Source organism: Cellulomonas sp. plas2 (genome assembly GCF_057221735.1).
In genome coordinates this window covers 3,197,539-3,217,917 of sequence record NZ_CM170155.1, presented here as the reverse complement: position 1 = coordinate 3,217,917, position 20,379 = coordinate 3,197,539, and the positions used below count along the sequence as shown (strand labels likewise).

Here is a 20,379-nt window from a genome sequence, read left to right as displayed (position 1 = left end):
ACGGGGGACGGCACGACAGCCGGCCGACGGACGCCTCACGGCGCCGGGCGGCCGACCGATGGGACGAGAGGCAGTCGGGGACGAACCCCGACGGGGGAGGACCCGGTGGGAGACATCGACGACATCGTCCGGGAGTTCCTGGTCGAGAGCTACGAGAACCTGGACCAGCTCGACCGCGACCTCGTCGCGCTCGAGGAGTCGCCCGGGTCGCGCCAGCTCCTGAGCAGCATCTTCCGCACGATCCACACGATCAAGGGCACGAGCGGCTTCCTGGCCTTCTCGCGGCTCGAGCGCGTGACGCACGCGGGGGAGAACCTCCTCGTTGAGCTGCGGGACGGGCGCCGGTCCATGGACCAGCGCACCACGGACGTGCTGCTGGCGCTGACGGACTCCGTGCGCGACATCCTCGGCGCGATCGAGGGCTCGGGGTCCGAGGGCTCCGTGGAGATCGACGCGACGATCGCCGCGATCGAGGCCGTCCGCGCGGACGTCCCGGGTGCCACGGCTGCGGCGCCCGCCGCGGAGGCGCCCGCCGCCGCGCCGGTCGCGGAGGAGGCCGCCGAGCCGGTCGCCGAGCCGGCCGAGCCGGTCGCCGAGCCGGCCGCGCAGGCCGAGGCGGCGGGGCCGGCGCGCAAGCCCGCCCGGAAGGTCGTCGCCCGCAAGGTCGGCGCCGCCCGTGCCGCGGGTGCTGCCGACGGCGGCCCGGCCGGTGGTCCCGACGGCGAGGAGGGCGGCTCGGCCGTGGCCACGCTGCTCGACGAGCCCGTCGCCGCCCCGGCCCCGGCCACCGGGGGCCCCGCCGGCCCCGGCGTGCCGACCGTGCCCGCGCAGCGGCACGCGGCCGAGGACGTGCCGGCCCCGGCTCCTGCGCCGGCTCCTGCGCCGGCCCCTGCGCCGGCCCCTGTGCCGGCCCCGGCCCCGGCCGCACCCGCGGCCGAGCCCGCTCCCGAGGAGGCCGGCCCCGGCCTGCGCGGTGCCGCGGAGACGTCGATCCGGGTGGACGTCGAGGTCCTCGACGCCCTCATGCGCCAGGTCGGCGAGCTCGTGCTGGCCCGCAACCAGATCAGCCGCCTCGCGCAGGGCACCGACGAGCCGGAGCTCACCCGGTCCGCGCAGCGCCTCAACCTCATCGCCGCGGAGCTGCAGGAGGGCGTCATGAAGACGCGCATGCAGCCCATCGAGCACGTGTGGTCGAAGATGCCGCGGATCGTCCGCGACCTCGCCGCCGCCTGCCAGCGCGAGGTGCAGCTCGAGATGGTCGGTGGCGACACCGAGCTCGACCGCGGGCTGCTCGAGGCCGTCAAGGACCCGCTGACCCACCTCGTCCGCAACGCGGTCGACCACGGCATCGAGCCGCCCGCCGACCGCGTCGCCGCCGGCAAGACCCCGCGCGGCACGCTGGCGCTGCGGGCCTACCACGCCGGTGGCCAGGTGGTCGTCGAGGTGGCCGACGACGGACGCGGCATCGACCCCGACAAGGTCGCGGCGGCCGCGGTCCGCAAGGGCCTTCGCACGCCGGAGCAGGTGGCCGGCCTCGGCCAGGCCGACCTGCTGCAGCTGCTGTTCCTGCCCGGCTTCTCCACGGCCGAGGCCGTCACGAAGGTCTCCGGCCGCGGCGTCGGCATGGACGTCGTGCGGACGAAGATCGAGGCGACCGGCGGCACCGTCGAGGTCGAGTCGACCGTCGGCCAGGGCACGGTCTGGCGTCTGCGCATCCCGCTGACGCTGGCGATCATGCCGACCCTCACGGTCGTCTGCTCGGGCGACGTCTACGCGGTCCCGCAGGTCAACCTGCTCGAGCTCGTGGCGATCGACGGCCAGCGCGACCAGTCCGGCATCGAGTTCGTGCACTCCTCGCCGGTCTACCGGCTGCGCGGGGAGCTGCTCCCGCTGGTCTCGCTCGCGTCCGTCCTCCAGCTCCCGGCGGCCCCCGCCGGCGGTACGGGTGGTGCGGGCGACGACGAGGGCGAGGGTGCGGTCGTCGCCGTCATGCAGGCCGACGGCCGGCGGTTCGGCCTGCTCGTCGACAAGGTCCTCTCCACGGAGGAGATCGTCGTCAAGCCGCTGTCGGCCCGCCTGAAGTCCATCGGCATCTACGCCGGCGCCACCGTCCTCGGCGACGGGCGCGTCGCGCTCATCCTCGACGTGCAGTCCATCGCCCGGCGCAGCCTGGCGGGGGAGGCCGACGCGCTGGCCGACGAGGCGCAGCGCCGGGCGCTGGCCGACGCGGCCGCGACGAGCGAGGTCGAGCAGGTGCTCGTCGCCGGCATCGGCGGCGGCCGCCGGGTGGCCATGCCGCTCGCGTCCGTGGCCCGCCTGGAGCACGTGCAGCTGCAGGACGTGGAGCTCGTCGGCGGGCGCGAGGTGGTCCAGTACCGCGGGACCATCCTGCCGCTGGCCCGGCTCGACCGGGTGCTGGGCGCCTACGGCGAGGAGGAGGCGGCCGAGCTGCTCGTCGTCGTCTACAGCCACGGCAACCGCAGCGTCGGGCTGGTGGTGCACGAGATCGTCGACATCGTCGACGACGTCGTGGCCCGGCACTCCGACATCGAGGACACAGGCCTCGTCGGCTCCACCGTCCTCGGCGGGCGCGTGACCGAGCTGCTCGACGTGCGCCAGGCGATCCTGGCCGCGGACGCGGCCTTCTACGACGCCACCATCTCCGACGAGACCTACGCCATGGCGGGAGCCCTCCGATGAGCCAGTACGTCACCTTCACGCTGGGGCCGAACCTGTACGGCGTCGACGTGACCCGGGTGCTGGAGGCCCTGCGCTCGCACACGCGCACGCAGGTGCCGCTGGCGCCGGCGACCGTCGCCGGCCTGGTCAACCTCCGCGGTCAGGTGGTCCTCACCATCGACCTGCGGACGCGGCTGGAGATGCCGCCCCGTGAGGGCGACGTCGAGCCGATGATGGTCGTCGTGCAGGTCGACGGCGAGCCCGTCAGCCTGCTCGTCGACGAGATCGGCGAGGTCGTCGAGGTGGGCCCCGGGTCCTTCGAGTCCCCGCCCGACACCCTCACCGGCGAGGTGCGCCAGCTCATCCTCGGCGCGCACAAGCTCGAGAACCGGCTGCTCCTCGTCCTCGACGTCGACGAGGCCGCCGCCTGACGCTCGACCAGGACGACCTGCACGACCTGCGCGACCTGCACGACCACGACGGCCCCGGGACCCCGCGTCCCGGGGCCGTCGTGCGTCCGGTGCGCACGTGCCGGCGCACCTGCGCACCGATGCGCCTGCGCACCTGCTCACCGAGGCGCCGGGTCACCTGCCCACCTGCTCCGGACCCACCCGAACGCCACCGCCGAAACCCTCTGCACCCGGTCCCCGCCGCCGATAGGTGGACTGGTCGAGAGGGCAGCGCCCCGGCCGCCGGACCGCCCGCGGGGCGGCCCGTCCACCCACCTCCCGGAGGCACCGTGACCCGGATCCGCGTCCTGGTGGTCGACGACTCGGTCGTCGTCCGCCGGCTGGTCACCGACGTGCTGGCCGGCAGCCCGGAGATCGAGGTCGTCGGCACCGCCTCCAACGGGCGGCTCGCGCAGTCGAAGGTCGAGCAGCTCGCGCCCGACCTGGTGACGATGGACGTCGAGATGCCGGACATGGACGGCATCGCCGCCGTGAAGGCGCTGCGCGCCTCCGGCCACCGCATGCCGATCATCATGTTCTCGACGCTCACCGAGCGGGGCGCGGTCGCCACGCTCGAGGCGCTCTCGTCGGGCGCGACGGACTACGTCACCAAGCCCGCGAACGTCGGCTCCGTCCAGGAGTCGATGCGGCAGGTGGCCGACCACCTCATCCCGAAGATCGTCGCGCTGACGGCCGGCCGCGTCAGGCGTCCCGTGGCAGCTCGTCCCGGCGGCCCCACCGCCCCCGACCCCCGCGGCCTCGACCCTCGCGGCCCGGGCCGCCCCGGTGCCGGTCCCGCCCGCGCGGGCTCGGCGGGCGCCGCGGCGGCACGCCCGGGCCTCCCCGCGCCGCGCACGGCGTCCGCCGCCCCGGGGGCCGTCCCCGCTGGTGCCTCCGCCGGTGCCCCCGCCGGTGCCTCCGCCCGTGGCCCCCGCGGCTTCGCGCTGCGCCCCGAGCCGGCGCCGCACCCCGTGCGCGCGCTCCTCGTCGGGTCCTCCACGGGCGGGCCGGAGGCGCTGTCCCGGTTCTTCGGCGCGCTCACCGCGCCGCCGGCGGTGCCCGTCCTCGTCGTGCAGCACATGCCGCCGGTGTTCACCAAGCAGCTCGCCGCGCGCCTCGACCGCGGGAGCGTGGCCTCGGTGGTCGAGGCCGCGGACGGCATGGAGCTCCTGCCCGGGCGCATCCACGTCGCCGCGGGCGACCACCACCTGGAGGTCCGCACGTCCGGCGTGCAGGCCTTCGCCCAGCTCACCGACGGCCCGCCCGTCTCCTACTGCCGCCCCAGCGTGGACGTGCTCTTCCGCTCCGCCGTGAAGGCCTACGGCGGGCAGCTGCTCGCCGTGGTCCTCACCGGCATGGGCGCGGACGGCCGCACGGGGTGCGAGGACGTGGTGACGGCCGGCGGGACGGTCGTCGTGCAGGACGAGGCGACGAGCGTCGTGTGGGGCATGCCGGGGGCCGTGGCCACCGCGGGCCTGGCCCACCGCGTGGTCCCTCTCGACGACGTGGCCCCGACGGTCGAGCGCGTGCTCGGCGCCGGTGCCACCCGAGTGCGTGCCGGAGGTGCGTCGTGGCGCTGAGCCAGGAGTCGTTCGCATGGGTGGCCGACCTGGTGCGGCGCCGCAGCGCCATCCAGCTGGCCGGGGGCAAGGAGTACCTCGTCGAGAGCCGGCTGCTGCCGCTCGCGCGCGACCTCACCGGCGGTGACGTCGACGCCTACGTCCAGCGCGTGCGCGGCGGCGGCCACGACGGCGAGCACGGCCGCATCGTCGAGGCGCTGACGACGAACGAGACGTCGTGGTTCCGCGACTCGAGCCCCTTCACGTCGCTGCGCACGCACGTGCTGCCGCAGCTGCTCTCGACGCGCGGGTCGGTGGCCCACCTCAAGGTGTGGTCGGCGGCCTGCTCGACGGGGCAGGAGCCCTACTCCCTGGCGATGACCCTCACGGACGCGCTCCCGCCCGGGGCCTCGTTCGAGATCCTCGCCACGGACCTGTCGGAGCAGGTGCTCACCCGCGCCCGCTCGGGCCGGTACAGCCAGCTCGAGATCAACCGCGGCCTGCCGGCGCCCCTCATGGTCCGGCACCTGACGCGCGTGGGCGCGGAGTGGCAGATCTCCGACGGGCTGCGCCGGACGATCACCTTCCGGGCGCACAACCTGCTCGACCCGCCCCCCGCGGGTGCGCGGTTCGACATCGTCTTCCTGCGCAACGTCCTCATCTACTTCGACGCCGCGACGAAGAAGGCGATCCTCGACCGGGTCCGCCGGGTGCTCGCGCCGGACGGCGCGCTGGTGCTGGGGGCGGCCGAGACGACGATCGGCATCGACGACAGCTGGCAGCGGGTGCCCGTCGGCACCGGGTCGGTCTACACGCCGTCGCGGGCGGGTGCGGCCGGGGGTGCGCCCTTCGGAGCACCGGCTGGTGGATCGGCCGGTGGACCGGCTGGTGGACCGGCTGGCGGACTGCCGGCCGGCGGCCTGCCGTCGCCGCGGGTCGCCCCCGCCGCGACACCCGCCGCGGCCCTCGCCGGGGGACCGCCGGGAGCCGCCTCGCTGGCGGCGCGTGCGCCCCTCGGCCGGGCGGTCGCCGCCGCGGGCACGGCCGGGTCGCTCCTGCCGCGCCCGCGCCCCGCCGCCGCCCAGCCGCTCGTGCCGGGCCAGTCCCGGCCCGCGACGACCCCGCGGCCGGTCCCGGCCGCGGCGTCGGGCGCCGCCCGCGGCGCGCGCCCCCTGCCGAACGCCTCCGACCGGAACCCCCCGGGCCGGAGCCCGTTCGACCGGACCACCTACGACCGACCCACACCGGCAGCCACCCCGGTGCCACCCACCCGAGGAGCACAGCGATGAGAGCGCTCGTGATCGACGACTCGCGCACGATGCGTCGCATCGTCGCGGGCAACCTGCAGCAGCTCGGCTTCGAGACCTACCAGGCGGAGCACGGGCAGGACGCCCTGGACCTCCTGGACGGCGGCCTCGAGGTCGACCTCTGCTGCATCGACTGGAACATGCCCGTCATGGACGGCCTGACGTTCGTCAGCCGCGTCCGTGCGGACCCCCGCTGGCGCTCGGTGACCCTCATGATGGTCACGACCGAGAGCGAGCAGGGGCAGATCGTGCGGGCCCTGGCGGCGGGTGCGCACGAGTACCTCATCAAGCCGTTCACCCCCGACGCCCTGCGCGACAAGCTCGAGTTCCTCGGGCTGACGGCGCCGGCCTGGACCGTGGAGGAGCCGGCATGAGCACCGCGGTGGACACCGAGCAGGTCTACGCCGTCGCGGCGGCCGTCTTCGCCGCGATGATCGACGGCGACGAGGGGCTGCTGACGCCCTGGTACGGCGAGCTGCCCCTCGTCGAGGAGCCCCTCTCCGCGTGGGTCGACCTGCACGGGGAGCTGCCCGGCCGGGCCGCGCTCGTGTGCGAGGCGGCGACCGCCCACGACCTCACCCGCGCGCTGCTCATGATGGAGGCGGACGAGGAGGTCGACGACCAGGACCTGGTCGACGCCTTCGGCGAGATCGCCAACGTCGTCGGCGGCAACGTGAAGTCGCTCCTGCCCGTGCAGGACACCCTCGGGCTGCCGGAGGTGGCGCACGGCCACCCGCCGGCCGCCGAGGGGCACGTGGCGCAGGAGCTCCGGCTGTCCTGGCGAGGGCAGCTCATCGTCGTGACCATCTGGCTCGTCGGCTGACGAGCCGGGACCGAACCGCTTCAACAGGAGAAGAACCGTGATCCGAGTGCTCGTCGCGGACGACAGCCGCGTCATGCGCCAGATCGTCGTGCGCACCCTCCGGCAGGCCGGCTACGACTGGCAGGTCCGGGAGGCCGAGAACGGCGCCCAGGCCCTGGCCGCCGTGCGGGAGGACGAGCCCGACGTCGTCCTGTCCGACTGGAACATGCCCGAGATGACGGGCATCGAGCTCCTGCGCGCCCTGCGCGCGGAGGGCTTCGAGACGCCGTTCGGGTTCGTCACGTCGGAGGGCTCCGCCGAGATGCGCGAGACCGCCGACGCCGCCGGCGCCCTGTTCCTCATCGCCAAGCCGTTCACGGCGGAGTCCTTCCGCGACGTGATCGAGCCGGTCCTGGCCTGAGGGGTGCGCTGATGTCCGACGCGAACCCGCTGCCCAACGCCAAGGAGGTCCGCGACCTCCTGGAGTCCCTCGTCGGCCGTGACGTGGAGGTCGCCACCGGCGCCGCCATGGTCGACCCCAACGCCGCCCTCGGCGCCCTCACCGGGGTGTACGTCGACGCACGGATGACCGCGCAGGCGCTCGTGCTCGTCGACGGCGGGCTCGCGGCCTACCTCGGGGCGGCCATCGGCCTCGTGCCGGCGCGCACCGCGCAGGCGGCCGTCGCCGACGGCGACCTGCCCGCCGACCTCGCGGAGAACGCCGGCGAGGTGCTCAACGTGACGGCGTCGCTGTTCAACCACGACGACGCGCCGCACCTCAAGCTCGACCGCGTGCACGGCAAGGGCGAGCGGCTGCCCAACGACCTGGCCGGGTGGGTCCTGGCCTACGTCCGGCGCCTGGACCTCGAGGTCAGCGTCGCCGGCTACGGCTCCGGCAACCTGTCGGTCGTCGTCCTTTAGCAGCCGTTCGGCATATCCCGGCCCGACCGCCCGGCGCCCGTCACCCCGCTCCGGGGTGACGGGCGCCGTCGTCGTGCCGGACGTCACTGCGGGATCACCCGTCCGTGACTTCCGACGAATCGGACGCGTGGGGCACCCTGGTCGACGAGGTCCCGCCCCGGGGCCAGGGCCGTCGCGCCCGGGAGGTCCCCCCGCATGCACGTCCGTCGCCGGGCCGGTGTCGTCGCCGTCCTCGCCGCCCTCGCCCTCGCGCTCCCGCTCGGCCCCCTCGGGGTCCCGGCGCACGCGGACACCGCCCCGCTCGCACCGACGGACCCGGCCACGCCGGTGACGGTCAGCGCCGACGCCCTGCCGACCGCGCAGATCAACGGCGTCGCCTGGACGCAGGTCGTCGTCGGCAACACCGTCTACGTCGGCGGGAAGTTCACCTCGGCGCGCCCCGCCGGCTCGCCCGCCGGCACCAACGAGACGCCGCGCTCGAACCTCCTGGCCTACGACCTGACGACCGGCGCCCTGTCGACGACGTTCAAGCCGGCCGTCAACGCGCAGATCCGCAGCATGGCGGCCTCCCCGGACGGCAAGCGGCTCTACATCGCCGGCGACTTCACGAGCGTCGACGGCACGTACAAGGGCCGCATCGCCGCGATCGACCTGGCGACGGGCAAGCTCGTCACCACCTTCACGGGGTCGCTGGGCGGCGCGGCGTACGCGGTCGCCGCCAGCGCGACGCGCGTCTACGTCGGCGGGGCGTTCACCACGGCGGCGAACAAGCCGGGCGGGACCGCCGTCACGCGCAATCGCCTCCTCGCGCTCGACGCGTCGACGGGCGCCGTCTCGACCTTCCGGGCGGACACCGACCAGCCCGTCACGGCCGTCGCCGTCACCGCCGACGGCTCCAAGCTCGTCGTCGGGGGCCGCTTCACCCGGCTGTCGGGCGTCGGCGCGTCCGGCCTCGGCTGGGTCGACGCCGCCACCGGCGCGTCCCGCGCGCTCCCGGCGTCGAGCACGATCCGGACCTCGACGTCGTCGGCGGCCGTCACGCAGCTGTCCGCCGACAGCACGGGCATCTACGGCAGCGCCTACAGCCAGGCCGGCAACGGCGGCACGGGCAACGTCGAGGGCACGTTCCGCCTCGACCCGGCCACGGGGAAGGTCCTCTGGGTCGCCGACTGCTACGGCGACTCCTACGGCATCGCCCGGCTCGGCTCGGCGGTGTACGTCTCCAGCCACTCCCACACGTGCGCGAACATCGGCGGGTTCCCCGAGGAGACGCCGCGCGTGGAGCGCCAGGCCACCGCGTTCTCCGTCGCGGCCACGGGTGTCAACACCGCGATCACCACCGGCCACGGTTCGCACGCGGGGGAGCCGGCACCCTCCTCGCTCGAGTGGTTCCCTACCATGACCAAGGGCACGGCCTCGGGCCAGAACCAGGCGTCGTGGGCCGTCGCCGCGGCCGGCCAGTACGTCGTCTACGCCGGGGAGTTCCTCAGCGTCAACGGCACCCCGCAGCAGGGCCTCGTGCGCTTCGCCGCCTCCGCGGTCGCGCCCGACAAGCTGGGCCCGGTCCTGGCCGCCGCCCCGGTCACGGCGACGGCGACGACGGCGGGCACGGTCCGCGTCGGCGTCACGACGGCCCGGGACCCCGACAACCGCACGCTGACCTACAAGGTCTACCGCGGCTCGTCGACGACGCCCGTGTGGAGCGCGACGATCACCACGCCGTTCTGGAAGCCCGTCACCCGCGTCTTCGACGACAAGGGCCTGACGGCCGGCAGCACCGCGTCGTACAAGGTGGTCGTCAGCGACCCGCAGGGCAACACGAAGACGTCGTCCACGGTGTCCACGACGGTCCGCAGCTCGGGCGCGGCGACGATCTACACCTCGGCGCTCGCGGCCGCGAAGCCGACCTTCCACTGGAGCCTGGGCGACACCGGGGCGACGGCGGCCGACTCCTCGCCGGCGGGCGTCACCGGCACCTACTACGGCTCGCCCGCGCGCGGCGTCGCCGGGCTGGTGCAGGGCACGGACGGCAAGGGCGTGGCGCTGAACGGCGACGCGCAGTACGTGGCGTCGTCGGCCGCCCGCACCGCGCCCTCGACGTATTCCGAGGAGCTGTGGTTCTCCAGCACCTCGCGGACGGGCGGCGCGCTCCTCGGCTTCGGCTCGAGCGCGACGTCGCTGTCCACGTCGCACGACCGGCACCTCATCCTCGGCGCCGACGGCCGGATCAGCTTCGGGACGTACAGCGGCGGGCGGCAGATCATCTCCAGCGGCCTGCCCTACAACGACGGCCGGCCCCACCACGTGGTCGCCACGCAGTCGTCGGCGGGGCAGCGCCTCTACGTCGACGGCTCGCTCGTCGCGTCCTCCACGGTGACCGGCGCGCAGGCCGGCACGGGCTACTGGCGGGTCGGCGGTGACGCGAGCTGGGACACGCAGCCCTGGGTCACCGGGACCATCGACGAGGTGACGGTCTGGCCGGTGGCGCTCGACGCCGCCGCCGTGGCCCGCCACTACGCGCTCGGCGTCCCGGTGTCCTGACCCCCGGCCCTTCCCGCGCCGCTGCACACGGCGCACCCCGCGCACGCCCCCGGGCACCGGACCGACCGGTGACCGGGGGCGTCGTGCACCCCCACAGGTGCGCCACACTGCGCGCATGGCCGCACGCACGCCCTCGCAGACCCCCGGGCCCACCCCGGGCCGCACCCCCGGGGCCGCCCCGGCACCCGCCGCCGGACGCCCCGCGCCGCGCGGGGCCGGCGGCGCCCTCGACCGCTACTTCCGGATCACCGAGCGCGGCTCGACGGTCGCCACGGAGATCCGCGGCGGGCTCGTCACCTTCTTCACGATGAGCTACATCATCGTGCTCAACCCGCTCATCATCGGGACCGTCGCGAGCAGCGGCGGCGAGGGCGCCTTCCTCGGCGGCGGCGACGCCCCGGACCTCCCGGCGGTGGCCGCCGCGACGGCCCTCGTCGCCGGCCTCATGAGCATCCTCATGGGCGTCGTGGGCCGGTTCCCGCTGGCGCTGGCCGCCGGTCTCGGCCTGAACGCCGTGGTGACCTACTCCGTGGCGTTCCTGCCGGGCATGACCTGGCCGGACGCGATGGGCATCGTCGTGCTCGAGGGGCTCATCATCCTCGTGCTGGTGCTCACCGGGTTCCGCGAGGCGGTGTTCCGCGCGGTCCCGGCCGAGCTCAAGGTGGCCATCAGCGTCGGCATCGGCCTGTTCATCGCCTTCATCGGCCTCGTCGACTCCGGGTTCGTCCGCATCCCCGCCAGCCTCGCCACCCCGGTCGAGCTGGGCATCGGCGGCTCGCTCGGGTCCTGGCCGCTGCTCGTGTTCGTCGTGGGGCTGCTCCTGGCCGTCGTGCTCGTCGCGCGCGGCGTCAAGGGCGCCATCCTCATCGCCATCGTCGCCGCCACCGTCCTCGCCCTCGTCGTCGAGGCCGTGGGCCGGATCGGGCCGCGCACCGACGGCACCACCGTCAACCCCGAGGGCTGGGCGCTCAACGTGCCCGCGCTGCCGGACAGCCTCGTCCAGGCGCCGGACTTCTCGCTGCTGGGGCAGTTCTCCCTGTTCGGGTCGGTGGAGAAGATCGGCGTCGTCGCCGTCGTGCTGCTGGTCTTCACCCTCCTGCTGGCGGACTTCTTCGACACGATGGGCACGATGGTCGCGATCGGCGGGGAGGCCGGCCTGCTCGACGAGGAGGGCAACCCGCCGCGCACCCGGCAGATCCTCGTCGTGGACTCCCTCGCGGCCGTCGCGGGCGGCGCCGGCGGCGTCTCGTCGAACACGTCCTACGTCGAGTCCGCCGCGGGCGTCGGGGACGGCGCGCGCACGGGGCTGGCGTCCGTGACCACGGGCATCGCGTTCCTCCTGGCCACGTTCCTGTCGCCGCTCGTCGACGTGGTGCCGTTCGAGGCCGCGACGCCGGCGCTCGTCGTCGTCGGGTTCCTCATGGTCATGCAGGTCTCCGGCATCGACTGGAAGAACCTGGAGGTCGCCGTGCCGGCGTTCCTCACCATCGTGCTCATGCCGTTCGCGTACTCCATCACCGTCGGCATGGGCGCGGGCGTCATCTCCTTCGTCGTCCTCAAGGTCGCGCTCGGCAAGGCCCGCGCCGTCCACCCGCTCATGTGGGTCGTCGCGCTGCTCTTCGCGGCGTACTTCCTGCTGGGGCCGATCCGGGCGTGGGCCGGCATCTAGGCCCGCCCGCCCGCAGCCCTGCCGCAGACCCGTCCGCACCCCCGTCCGGCCGTCACCCGGACGGGTCGCCCTCGTCACACCGGCGCCGCACCGCCGCTGCGTGTGACGAGGGTGACCGGACGAACAGGGACGAAGGGGTCCGGACGCCGGGGGCGTCCCGGTAGCCTCCGGGACGGACGAGGTCCCCGGTCACCCGCCGGACGCCCTCCCGACCCTCATCTCCCGACTGACTGGAGCGAAGCGTGCGGATCTCTGTGATCGGCTGCGGCTACCTCGGCGCCGTCCACGCGGCCTGCATGGCCCAGCTGGGGCACGACGTCATCGGCATCGACGTCGACCCCCGCAAGGTCGAGGCCCTCGAGAACGGGCAGGCCCCCTTCTTCGAGCCCGGCCTGCCGGAGCTGCTGACCTCGGCCCGAGAGACGGGCCGCCTGCACTTCTCGACCGACATGGCGGCCGTCGCCGGCGCCCAGGTGCACTTCCTCTGCGTGGGCACCCCCCAGAAGCAGGGCGAGTTCGCCGCGGACATGAAGTACGTCAACATGGCCTTCGCGGATTTGGTGAAGCACGTGCAGCCGGGCGACGTCGTCGCCGGTAAGTCGACCGTCCCGGTCGGCACCGCGGAGGGCCTGTCCGAGCAGCTGGCCCCCACGGGCGCCGTCCTCGTCTGGAACCCCGAGTTCCTGCGCGAGGGCTTCGCGGTCAAGGACACGCTGTACCCGGACCGCCTGGTCTACGGCCTGCCGACCGACGACGAGGGCGTGCCGACCGCCGAGGGCGAGAAGGCCAAGGCCGCGCTCGACGAGGTCTACGCCCGCACGCTCTCCGAGGGCACCCCGCTCGTCACCACGGACTTCGCCACGGCGCAGCTCGTCAAGGTCGCCGCGAACTCGTTCCTCGCGACGAAGATCTCCTTCATCAACGCGATGGCCGAGCTGTGCGAGGCGACGGGGGCCGACGTCACCCGGCTCGCCGACGCCATCGGCTACGACGCCCGCATCGGTCGCCGCTTCCTCAACGCCGGTCTCGGCTTCGGCGGCGGCTGCCTGCCCAAGGACATCCGCGCCTTCATGGCCCGCGCGGGGGAGCTCGGCGTCGACCAGGCGCTGTCCTTCCTGCGGGAGGTCGACTCCATCAACATGCGCCGCCGCGTGCGCGTGGTGGACCTGGCGCGCGAGGTCTGCGACGGCTCCATCGTCGGGCGCAAGGTCGCCGTGCTCGGTGCCGCCTTCAAGCCGGACTCCGACGACGTCCGCGACTCGCCGGCGCTGTCCGTGGCCGCCCAGATGCAGCTCCAGGGCGCGCACGTGACGGTCACCGACCCCGAGGCCGTCGCCAACGCGCGCGCCAAGTGGCCAGACCTGCACTTCGCCGACTCGGCCGTCGAGGCGGCGCGGGACGCGGACGTCGTCCTGCTCGCCACGGAGTGGGCCGAGTACCGCGAGCTCGACCCGGCCGCGCTGGCCGGCGTCGTCGCGCACCGCCGCATCCTCGACGGGCGCAACGTCCTGGACCCCGCCCGGTGGCGCGCCGCCGGCTGGACCTACCGGGCGCTCGGCCGCCCCTGACGCGCGCGTCGCCCCTGCGGCACGCCCCGTGACGTCCCACCGCCCGCCGCCGGTCCTCCGGCGGCGGGCGGTGCCGTTCCCGGGGCGTGCTGCCGCGGGACCTACCGGCGGCGCCCACCGGGCGGGCCGACGCGTGCGAGGAGGCGGACGGCCACGGGCGCGAGCAGCGCACCCACCGCGGCGCCGGCCGTGTTCATGACGACGTCGACGACCGTCGGCACGCGCGTGGGCAGGAACGTCGCCTGGGACAGCTCGACCGCCGACGAGAGCGCCGCACCGGCGAGCACCACGGGCACGACGACGCGCAGGGACGGGCGTCGGGTGGGCGCGGCGGCGTCCGCCTCGGGGGTCGTGCCGCGGGCGGTCCCGGCGCCGCGCCCCGGCAGCAGCAGCGCCGCGAGCAGCAGCCCCCCGGGCACGAACATGACGACGTTGGCGGCGCGCTCGACGCCGTCGTAGGTGACCGGCAGCCCCCAGCCGTCCAGCCGCGCGATGACCGCGCGGACCACGTCGAAGGTGCCCGGCTCGGCCGGGGCCGGCCGCAGCGTCACCCAGGCCACCGCCGCCAGCCAGGCGGCGAGCAGGCCCACGAGCACCGGACGGGTGGAGCGGCCGTCGACCGCGCGACCCCGTGCCCCGCGACGTGCGCCGACCGGGCCACCGGCCGACGCGGCGTCCCGGCCGGCGGACGCGTGCGGCGAGGTCATCCGCCCACGGTACGGACCGGCGGGGCCCCGCAGGCCGCGCTCGCGTGCGTCCCCGGTGGAGATCCTGTGCGGGCCGGTCCTGACCGGAGGTCATGACCGCGGGCAACGACTAGCCTGGGAGCATGACGACGACCTCCCTGGGCGAGCCCCCCGCCCCGGTGGTGCCCGCGACGACCGGCCCCGCGGCGGACGGCCACGCCGGTGACGCGCCCACCCTCGCCCTCGCGGCGGAGGTGCGCGTCGCGCTGTCCCGGGCCGCGCGGCGCCTCAAGGCCGAGCGCGGCGACGCCGACCTGTCCGACCCGCAGTTCAACGTCCTGGCCATCCTCGACCGCGAGGGCCCGATGACACCGGGCCGGCTGGCCGACCTCGAGCACATCGCCGCGCCGGCCATGACGCGCACGGTGTCCTGCCTGGCGGACCTGGGCCTCGTCGCCAAGTCCGGCCACCCGACCGACGGCCGCCAGGTCGTCGTCACCCTGACCGACGCCGGCCGCGCGGAGGTCCGCCAGACGCGCCGCCGGCGTGACGCCTGGCTCGGCGCGCGCCTCGACGCGCTGGCGCCCGAGGAGCGGGACACCCTGGCCCGCGCCGCCGACCTGCTGCGGAGGATCGCCCGTTCGTGAGCAAGACCTTCTCGTCCCTGCGCTACCGCAACTACCGGCTGTGGTTCGCCGGCGCGCTCGTCGCGAACGTCGGCACCTGGATGCAGCGCGTCGCGCAGGACTGGCTGGTGCTGACCGTCCTGTCCGACGAGTCCGGCCTCGCGGTCGGCATCACCACGGCCCTGCAGTTCGGGCCGACGCTGCTGCTCTCGGCGTGGGCGGGGCTGCTGGCCGACAGGCTCGACCGCCGGCGGCTGCTCGCTGCGACGCAGGCGGCGCAGGGCGTGCTGGCGGCGGGGCTCGGGGTGCTCGTGCTCGTCGGGCACGCCGAGCTGTGGCACGTGTACGTGTTCGCCGGGCTGCTCGGCTGCGTGTCGGCGGTGGACGGGCCGGTGCGGCAGACGTTCGTCGCGGAGCTCGTCCCCGAGGGCCAGCTGTCGAACGCCGTGGGCCTCAACAGCGCGTCGTTCAACGCGGCGCGGCTCATCGGGCCCGGTGTCGCCGGCCTGCTCATCGCGGCGATCGGCACGGGCTGGGTGTTCGTCCTCAACGCCGTCACGTTCGCCGCCACGCTCCTGGCGCTGTCGGCGATGCGGACCTCCGAGCTGCGTCCCCTGCCCAGCGCCGGCCGCGCCCGCGGGCAGATCCGTGAGGGTGTGGCCTACGTGCGGGGCCGCTCGGACATCGTCGTCATCATGGTCGTCGTCGGCGTCGTGTCGACCTTCGGCCTGAACTTCCAGCTCACCAGCGCGATGATGGCGCGCACCGAGTTCGGCCTCGGCGCGACGGAGTACGGGCTGGCCGGGACGGTGCTCGCGGTGGGGTCCCTGACCGGCGCCCTGCTGGCCGCGCGGCGCGACCGCCCGCGGGTGCGGCTCGTCATCGGCTCGGCCTTCGCCTTCGGGGTCGCGACCGGGGTCCAGGCGCTCATGCCGACGTTCCTCAGCTACGCGGTGGCGGGCGTCGCGACCGGGCTCGCCTCCCTGACGATGATGACCGCCGCCAACACGACGATCCAGACCGGCACGACGCCCGCCATGCGGGGACGCGTGATGGCGCTCTACATGATGGTGTTCCTCGGCGCGACGCCCATCGGCTCGCCGCTGGTCGGCTGGGTGGGGGAGACCTTCGGCGCGCGGTGGGCCGTGGGCATCGGGTCGGTGACCGCGCTGCTCGTCGCCACGGGTGCCGCCCTCTGGGCGCGGCGCGCCTGGCACGTCGAGGTGCACTACCACGTGCGGTCCCGGCCCCACCTCGAGGTCTCCCACGCCTTCGAGGTGCCGTCCGACGAGGCCGTGCCCGCCGACGAGGCCCGCGCCCGGGTCGGCGCCGGTGAGGCGGGGGCCCGCGCCGCCTGACCGCCGTGGGACCATCGGCGCCGTGAGCGACGCCGGCACCGCAGCGACGACCGGGGACGCCGGGACGGCCGGCCGCGGGGGACCGGGCGGCCCGGTCGGTCCGTCCGGGCCGGCTGATCCGGGCGCGAGGACGGACCCGAGGGGCGCGACCGCCCCCGACGCCGTCCGCCGACGCCGGCGCGGCCGCGTGGTCGCGCTCCTCGTCGTGGTGCTCGTCGTGCTGCTCCTCGCGGCCGGCGCCTGGGTGGCGCGGCAGGCCCTGACCGCCGCGGACGCGCTGCGGGACGCGCGCGGGGACGTGCGGGACCTGCAGGCGGCCGTCGAGGGGCGGGACGTCGCCGCCGCACGGACCGCGGTCGACGCGCTGCAGGCGTCCGCCGCGCGCGCGACCGGTGCCCGCGACGGCGTCTGGCGGGCCGCGGAGCACCTGCCGTGGGCGGGCCGGCAGCTCGCCGCCGTCGGCACCGTCGCCACCGCTCTCGACGACGTGGCCGCCCGGGCGCTGCCGCCCGCGCTGGACGCCGTCGACGCGCTGACCCAGGCGCGCCGGCCCGGCACCACGCGGCTCGTCGACCCGCAGGTCCTCGCGGACGTCGCGCCCGGGCTGCGCGCGGGCGCCGACGTGGCCGCCGCGGCGTCGGGCCGGGTGTCCGCGCTGGCGCCGGACGGCCTCGTCGGTCCGGTGGCGGAGGGCGTCGACGCCGCCGCGCCGGGGCTGGCCACGCTGGCCGCGTCGCTCGGCTCGGCGGCCGACGTCCTGGACCTCCTGCCCGGGCTGCTGGGCGCCGACGGGCCGCGGACGTACCTCGTCGCGTCCGTCAACCCCGCGGAGCTGCGGGCGGGCGGCGGGATCGTCGGCGCCGTGCGTGCCCTTGGGGTGGACGGCGGCGCGCTGCGGGTCGGCGACCAGCTGAGCACGGTCGACCTGCGCCGGACCCCTGAGCCGGTCCTGGAGCTGACCGAGGAGGAGGTCGCGGTGCTCGGCACGGGCCTGGGCACCTTCGTGCAGAACGCGACGGCCACGCCGGACTTCCCACGCACGGCGGCCCTCGTCGCCGCGCGGTGGCAGGTCGCCCGGCCGGACGACACCGTGGACGGCGTCGTGGCGGCCGACCCCGTGGCCCTCGCGGCGCTGCTCGAGGCGACGGGGCCGCTGCCCCTGCCCGACGGCGGCACGCTCGCCGCCGCCGACGTCACGCGGCTCCTCCTGCGCGACGCCTACCGCCGGTTCCCGGACGGCTCGGGGTCGGACGGGTACTTCGCCGAGGTCACCGCGACCGTGCTGTCCGCGGTCGCGGGCGGCGCGGGGACGGGGGAGGACCTGGCCCGTGCCGTCTGGCGCGCCGTGGCCGACGGGCACCTGAAGGTCTGGTCCGCCGATGCGCAGGAGCAGACGGCGCTCGTGGGCACCGCGGCCGGTGGCGCCTTCCTCAGCGGCGGGCCCGACGAGCGGGCCGCCGCGGGGGTGTTCCTCGAGGACACGACGGGCGGCAAGCTCGACTACTACCTGCGCGCCGACGTGTCGGTGGAGGACCTGCGGTGCGACGCCGCGGAGCCGACCGCCACCGTCCGCGTCGACCTCGCCTACGACCCGGGCGAGGACGTCGCCTCGCTGCCGCCGTACGTCGTCGGGCCGCCCGGCGACCGCGACCCGACGACGGCGCTGCTCACGGTCCGCGCCTACGCCCCGGTCGGCGCCGCACTGCCGGCGGTCGAGGTGGACGGGGCGACGACGTCAGGCACGCCGCTCACGCACGCGGGACGGGAGGTGCAGGCGGTCGGGCTGTCCTTCACGCCGGGCGAGCGCCACACCGTGCGGTTCACCGTGCCCCTGGCGGCGTCGTCGACCGGGGGAGGGCCGGCGGTGTCGTCGTCATCGGGCGGGGCGGACAGGGCCGGCGGGGCAGGCGGGGCGGACGAGACGGTCGCGGCGCCGCTCGCGCTGCAGGTGTGGTCGACGCCGACGCTGACGGGCGACCGGACGTCAGGGGCGACCTGCCCCGGCTGACGGCCGCCGGCCCCGAGCGCAACCGGACGCCGGACGCGAACCGGACGACCCGGACGGGTGCGGCGGACCGGGACATGCGGGGCGATCGGGTGAAACCGCAGGTGGGACGGGCGAATCACCCTGTGGACGGCCGTCACGGGCCGCCGCGCGCCTGCAGGGTGGAGGCACGCCCACCCGAACGGAGAGCACCCCATGTCGCCCCTCGCCCGGACCTGCACGACCCTCCTCCTCGCGGCCGCCGCCACGACCGGCGTCGCGTCCGCCGCCGTCGCGGGCCCCGTCCCGGCGGGCCTCCCGACGAGCGTGCCGACCTCGCCGGCGGCCTGCGCGCCGGGCGACGGCTACGTGGCGGACCAGCCGTGCCAGATCGCGGCTGTGACGGCGATCGCCTGCGCGCAGGACGGCTCGCAGGACGGCCTGGGGGACGGCCCTGCGGAGCTCGCGTGGGACGTGCGCCTCCTGGGCGTCGAGGACCCGACGGTCGACGTGACCGTCCGCGGTGAGGACGGCGGAGTGCTGCTGACGCTGGCCGACCAGCCGCTCGTCGCGTCGACGCCGTGGTCGACGCCGTGGCTGCCGGGTGGCGACGTCGCGTCGCGGACGGTCCTCGTCGAGCTGGCGGCGGGCGGCCTTTCGACGACGGTGGCCACCACCGACCCGGCCGGCACGTGCGTCGGCACCCCCGGGGACCCGGGCGACCCGACCGACCCCGGCACCCCGATGACCGGCGGCGGCACGACCACCACGACGACCACCACCACGACCACCACGACGACGACCGGCGCGTCCGAACCGACCGGCGGGGTGCGCCAGGTCCGCGCCACGGTGCTGGCCAGCACGGGCGCCCAGGTCGCCGCGGCGGCGCTCGCGGGCGCCGGGCTCGTGGCCGTCGGGACGGTCGCGGTCGTCACCGGCCGTCGTCGCCGGGCGCAGCAGGGCTGACGTCACGCCCCGCGCCGACGTCGTCGGGCGCCGACGGCTACAGGCGCCCCACCACGTGGTCGACGCACGCGGTGAGGGCGCGCACGTCGTCGGGCTCGACGGCGGGGAACATCCCCACCCGGAGCTGGTTGCGGCCGAGGCGGCGGTAGGGGTCGACGTCGACGACCCCGTGCGCGCGCAGGACCGCGAGCACCGTCGCGGCGGGGACGGCCTCGTCGAGGTCGACCGTGCCCACCACGGTCGACCGGTGCGTGGGGTCGGCGACGAAGGGCGCGGCCCACGCGCGCGCGTCCGCCCACCCGTACAGCGCGTCGGCGGACTCGGCCGTGCGCGCCGCGGCCCACGCGAGGCCGCCCTGCGCCAGCAGCCACTCCACCTGCTCGGCCAGCAGCACGAGGGTCGCCACCGCGGGCGTGTTGAGCGTCTGGTCCTGCCGCGAGTTCGCCAGCGCCGTCGTGAACGACAGCGCCTCGGGCACCCACCGGCCGCCGGGGCGGTCGCGCTCGAGCCGCGCGGCCCGCTCCACCGCCGCCGGCGACGCGAGCGCGAGCCACAGCCCGCCGTCGGCGGCGAAGGACTTCTGCGGGGCGAAGTAGTAGACGTCCGTCTGCGCGACGTCGACCGCGAGCCCACCGGCGCCGGAGGTGGCGTCGACGACGGCGAGCGCGTCCCGCGCGGACGTTCCCGCCGGTCGGACGACCGGCGCCATCGCGCCCGTGGACGTCTCGTTGTGCGGCCAGGCGTAGACGTCGACGCCGTCCTCGGCCTCCGGCACCGCGACGGACCCCGCGGGCGCCGTGCGCACGGACGGCTCGGCGAGGTGCGGGGCGCGGGCGACCGCGGCGGCGAACTTCGCGCCGAACTCCCCGAACGACGCGTGCTGGGACCGGTGCTCGACGAGGCACGCGGCGGCGACCTCCCAGAAGAAGGTGGAGCCGCCGTTGCCGAGCACCACCTCGTAGCCGTCGGGCAGCGCGAAGAGCTCCGCGAGCCCCCGGCGCACCCGGCCGACGAGCCCGCGCACCGGTGCCTGCCGGTGCGAGGTGCCCAGCAGGTGCCGGCCGGCGCCCGCGAGGGCCTCCACCTGCGCGTCGCGCACCTTGGAGGGCCCGGAGCCGAACCGCCCGTCGCGCGGCAGGAGGTCGCGCGGGATGGCGATGTCGGGCACGCGGGAGGGCCCCCGGTCGGGCGCAGGGCTGGGCGCAGGGGTGGGCGCAGAAGTGGGCGCAGGGGTGGGCGCAGAAGTGGGCGCAGAAGTGGGCGC

Annotated in this window: 17 protein-coding genes; 15 read left to right on the top strand and 2 right to left on the bottom strand. The window is 75.9% G+C overall.

Going from position 1 to position 20,379, the window contains the following annotated elements; all coding sequences use genetic code 11:
* The first annotated feature begins 105 nt into the window (after nucleotides 1–105).
* From AC2TDM_RS14345 to AC2TDM_RS14295, 11 genes are all read left to right on the top strand, one after another.
* Nucleotides 106–2,700, top strand: coding sequence for a chemotaxis protein CheW (locus AC2TDM_RS14345; protein ID WP_484635088.1), 2,595 nt, complete (start codon nucleotides 106–108; stop codon nucleotides 2,698–2,700).
* Complete coding sequence (locus AC2TDM_RS14340) at nucleotides 2,697–3,110, top strand: chemotaxis protein CheW (protein ID WP_090034779.1); 414 nt, start codon at nucleotides 2,697–2,699, stop codon at nucleotides 3,108–3,110. The genes AC2TDM_RS14345 and AC2TDM_RS14340 overlap by 4 nt, the downstream gene beginning before the upstream one ends.
* Nucleotides 3,111–3,418: 308 nt before the next feature.
* The gene (gene cheB, locus AC2TDM_RS14335) at nucleotides 3,419–4,708 is read left to right on the top strand and encodes a chemotaxis-specific protein-glutamate methyltransferase CheB (RefSeq protein ID WP_484635087.1); all 1,290 of its coding nucleotides are present in this window, start codon (nucleotides 3,419–3,421) and stop codon (nucleotides 4,706–4,708) included.
* Nucleotides 4,699–5,976 carry a CheR family methyltransferase gene (locus AC2TDM_RS14330; RefSeq protein WP_484635086.1) on the top strand — a complete coding sequence of 426 codons (1,278 nt, stop codon included), beginning with the start codon at nucleotides 4,699–4,701 and terminating at the stop codon, nucleotides 5,974–5,976. The genes cheB and AC2TDM_RS14330 overlap by 10 nt, the downstream gene beginning before the upstream one ends.
* Nucleotides 5,973–6,368, top strand: coding sequence for a response regulator (locus tag AC2TDM_RS14325; RefSeq protein WP_090034777.1), 396 nt, complete (start codon nucleotides 5,973–5,975; stop codon nucleotides 6,366–6,368). The genes AC2TDM_RS14330 and AC2TDM_RS14325 overlap by 4 nt, the downstream gene beginning before the upstream one ends.
* Nucleotides 6,365–6,817 carry a chemotaxis protein CheX gene (locus AC2TDM_RS14320; RefSeq protein WP_484635085.1) on the top strand — a complete coding sequence of 151 codons (453 nt, stop codon included), beginning with the start codon at nucleotides 6,365–6,367 and terminating at the stop codon, nucleotides 6,815–6,817. Before AC2TDM_RS14325 ends, AC2TDM_RS14320 begins: the two co-directional genes overlap by 4 nt.
* Before the next feature lie 40 nt (nucleotides 6,818–6,857).
* Nucleotides 6,858–7,217, top strand: a complete 360-nt coding sequence (locus AC2TDM_RS14315; RefSeq protein WP_484636468.1) for a response regulator — start codon at nucleotides 6,858–6,860, stop codon at nucleotides 7,215–7,217.
* Nucleotides 7,218–7,228: 11 nt separating this feature from the next.
* On the top strand, nucleotides 7,229–7,717 hold the full coding sequence (locus tag AC2TDM_RS14310; protein ID WP_090034771.1) for a hypothetical protein: 489 nt from the start codon (nucleotides 7,229–7,231) through the stop codon (nucleotides 7,715–7,717).
* 195 nt (nucleotides 7,718–7,912) lie between these two features.
* Nucleotides 7,913–10,258 (top strand): LamG-like jellyroll fold domain-containing protein, encoded by a 2,346-nt coding sequence (locus AC2TDM_RS14305; RefSeq protein WP_484635084.1) that lies wholly within the window; start codon nucleotides 7,913–7,915, stop codon nucleotides 10,256–10,258.
* Between the two features lie 115 nt (nucleotides 10,259–10,373).
* Entirely contained in the window at nucleotides 10,374–11,927 is a 1,554-nt protein-coding gene (locus AC2TDM_RS14300; protein WP_090034767.1) for an NCS2 family permease, read from the top strand.
* Nucleotides 11,928–12,169: 242 nt separating this feature from the next.
* On the top strand, nucleotides 12,170–13,495 hold the full coding sequence (locus tag AC2TDM_RS14295) for a UDP-glucose dehydrogenase family protein (RefSeq protein ID WP_090034764.1): 1,326 nt from the start codon (nucleotides 12,170–12,172) through the stop codon (nucleotides 13,493–13,495).
* Nucleotides 13,496–13,596: 101 nt separating this feature from the next.
* On the opposite strand, the gene AC2TDM_RS14290 is transcribed toward AC2TDM_RS14295, so the two are convergent.
* Nucleotides 13,597–14,202, bottom strand: a complete 606-nt coding sequence (locus tag AC2TDM_RS14290; protein WP_484635083.1) for a VanZ family protein — start codon at nucleotides 14,200–14,202, stop codon at nucleotides 13,597–13,599.
* Nucleotides 14,203–14,324: 122 nt separating this feature from the next.
* Between AC2TDM_RS14290 and AC2TDM_RS14285 the strand changes: the two genes are divergently transcribed.
* The 4 genes from AC2TDM_RS14285 (at nucleotide 14,325) to AC2TDM_RS14270 (ending at nucleotide 19,115) form a co-directional block, all read left to right on the top strand.
* Nucleotides 14,325–14,828: a MarR family winged helix-turn-helix transcriptional regulator gene (locus AC2TDM_RS14285; RefSeq protein WP_484635082.1), complete on the top strand. Its 504-nt coding sequence runs from the start codon at nucleotides 14,325–14,327 to the stop codon at nucleotides 14,826–14,828.
* On the top strand, nucleotides 14,825–16,165 hold the full coding sequence (locus AC2TDM_RS14280) for an MFS transporter (RefSeq protein ID WP_090034755.1): 1,341 nt from the start codon (nucleotides 14,825–14,827) through the stop codon (nucleotides 16,163–16,165). The genes AC2TDM_RS14285 and AC2TDM_RS14280 overlap by 4 nt, the downstream gene beginning before the upstream one ends.
* 22 nt (nucleotides 16,166–16,187) lie before the next feature.
* The gene (locus AC2TDM_RS14275) at nucleotides 16,188–18,173 is read left to right on the top strand and encodes a DUF4012 domain-containing protein (RefSeq protein ID WP_484635081.1); all 1,986 of its coding nucleotides are present in this window, start codon (nucleotides 16,188–16,190) and stop codon (nucleotides 18,171–18,173) included.
* A gap of 192 nt (nucleotides 18,174–18,365) precedes the next feature.
* On the top strand, nucleotides 18,366–19,115 hold the full coding sequence (locus AC2TDM_RS14270) for a hypothetical protein (RefSeq protein ID WP_484635080.1): 750 nt from the start codon (nucleotides 18,366–18,368) through the stop codon (nucleotides 19,113–19,115).
* A 37-nt stretch (nucleotides 19,116–19,152) separates the two neighbouring features.
* On the opposite strand, the gene serC is transcribed toward AC2TDM_RS14270, so the two are convergent.
* Nucleotides 19,153–20,283, bottom strand: coding sequence for a phosphoserine transaminase (serC, locus tag AC2TDM_RS14265; RefSeq protein ID WP_484635079.1), 1,131 nt, complete (start codon nucleotides 20,281–20,283; stop codon nucleotides 19,153–19,155).
* Nucleotides 20,284–20,379: the final 96 nt, after the last annotated feature.

What these genes read in the sequence shown, in the direction of transcription:
- AC2TDM_RS14325 (WP_090034777.1), top strand. Translation starts at nt 5,973, where the DNA reads ATGAGAGCGCTCGTGATCGACGACTCGCGCACGATGCGTCGCATCGTC.
- AC2TDM_RS14300 (WP_090034767.1), top strand. Translation starts at nt 10,374, where the DNA reads ATGGCCGCACGCACGCCCTCGCAGACCCCCGGGCCCACCCCGGGCCGC.
- AC2TDM_RS14270 (WP_484635080.1), top strand. Translation starts at nt 18,366, where the DNA reads ATGTCGCCCCTCGCCCGGACCTGCACGACCCTCCTCCTCGCGGCCGCC.
- AC2TDM_RS14290 (WP_484635083.1), bottom strand. Translation starts at nt 14,202, where the DNA reads ATGACCTCGCCGCACGCGTCCGCCGGCCGGGACGCCGCGTCGGCCGGT.
- AC2TDM_RS14305 (WP_484635084.1), top strand. Translation starts at nt 7,913, where the DNA reads ATGCACGTCCGTCGCCGGGCCGGTGTCGTCGCCGTCCTCGCCGCCCTC.
- AC2TDM_RS14340 (WP_090034779.1), top strand. Translation starts at nt 2,697, where the DNA reads ATGAGCCAGTACGTCACCTTCACGCTGGGGCCGAACCTGTACGGCGTC.
- AC2TDM_RS14310 (WP_090034771.1), top strand. Translation starts at nt 7,229, where the DNA reads ATGTCCGACGCGAACCCGCTGCCCAACGCCAAGGAGGTCCGCGACCTC.
- AC2TDM_RS14285 (WP_484635082.1), top strand. Translation starts at nt 14,325, where the DNA reads ATGACGACGACCTCCCTGGGCGAGCCCCCCGCCCCGGTGGTGCCCGCG.
- AC2TDM_RS14320 (WP_484635085.1), top strand. Translation starts at nt 6,365, where the DNA reads ATGAGCACCGCGGTGGACACCGAGCAGGTCTACGCCGTCGCGGCGGCC.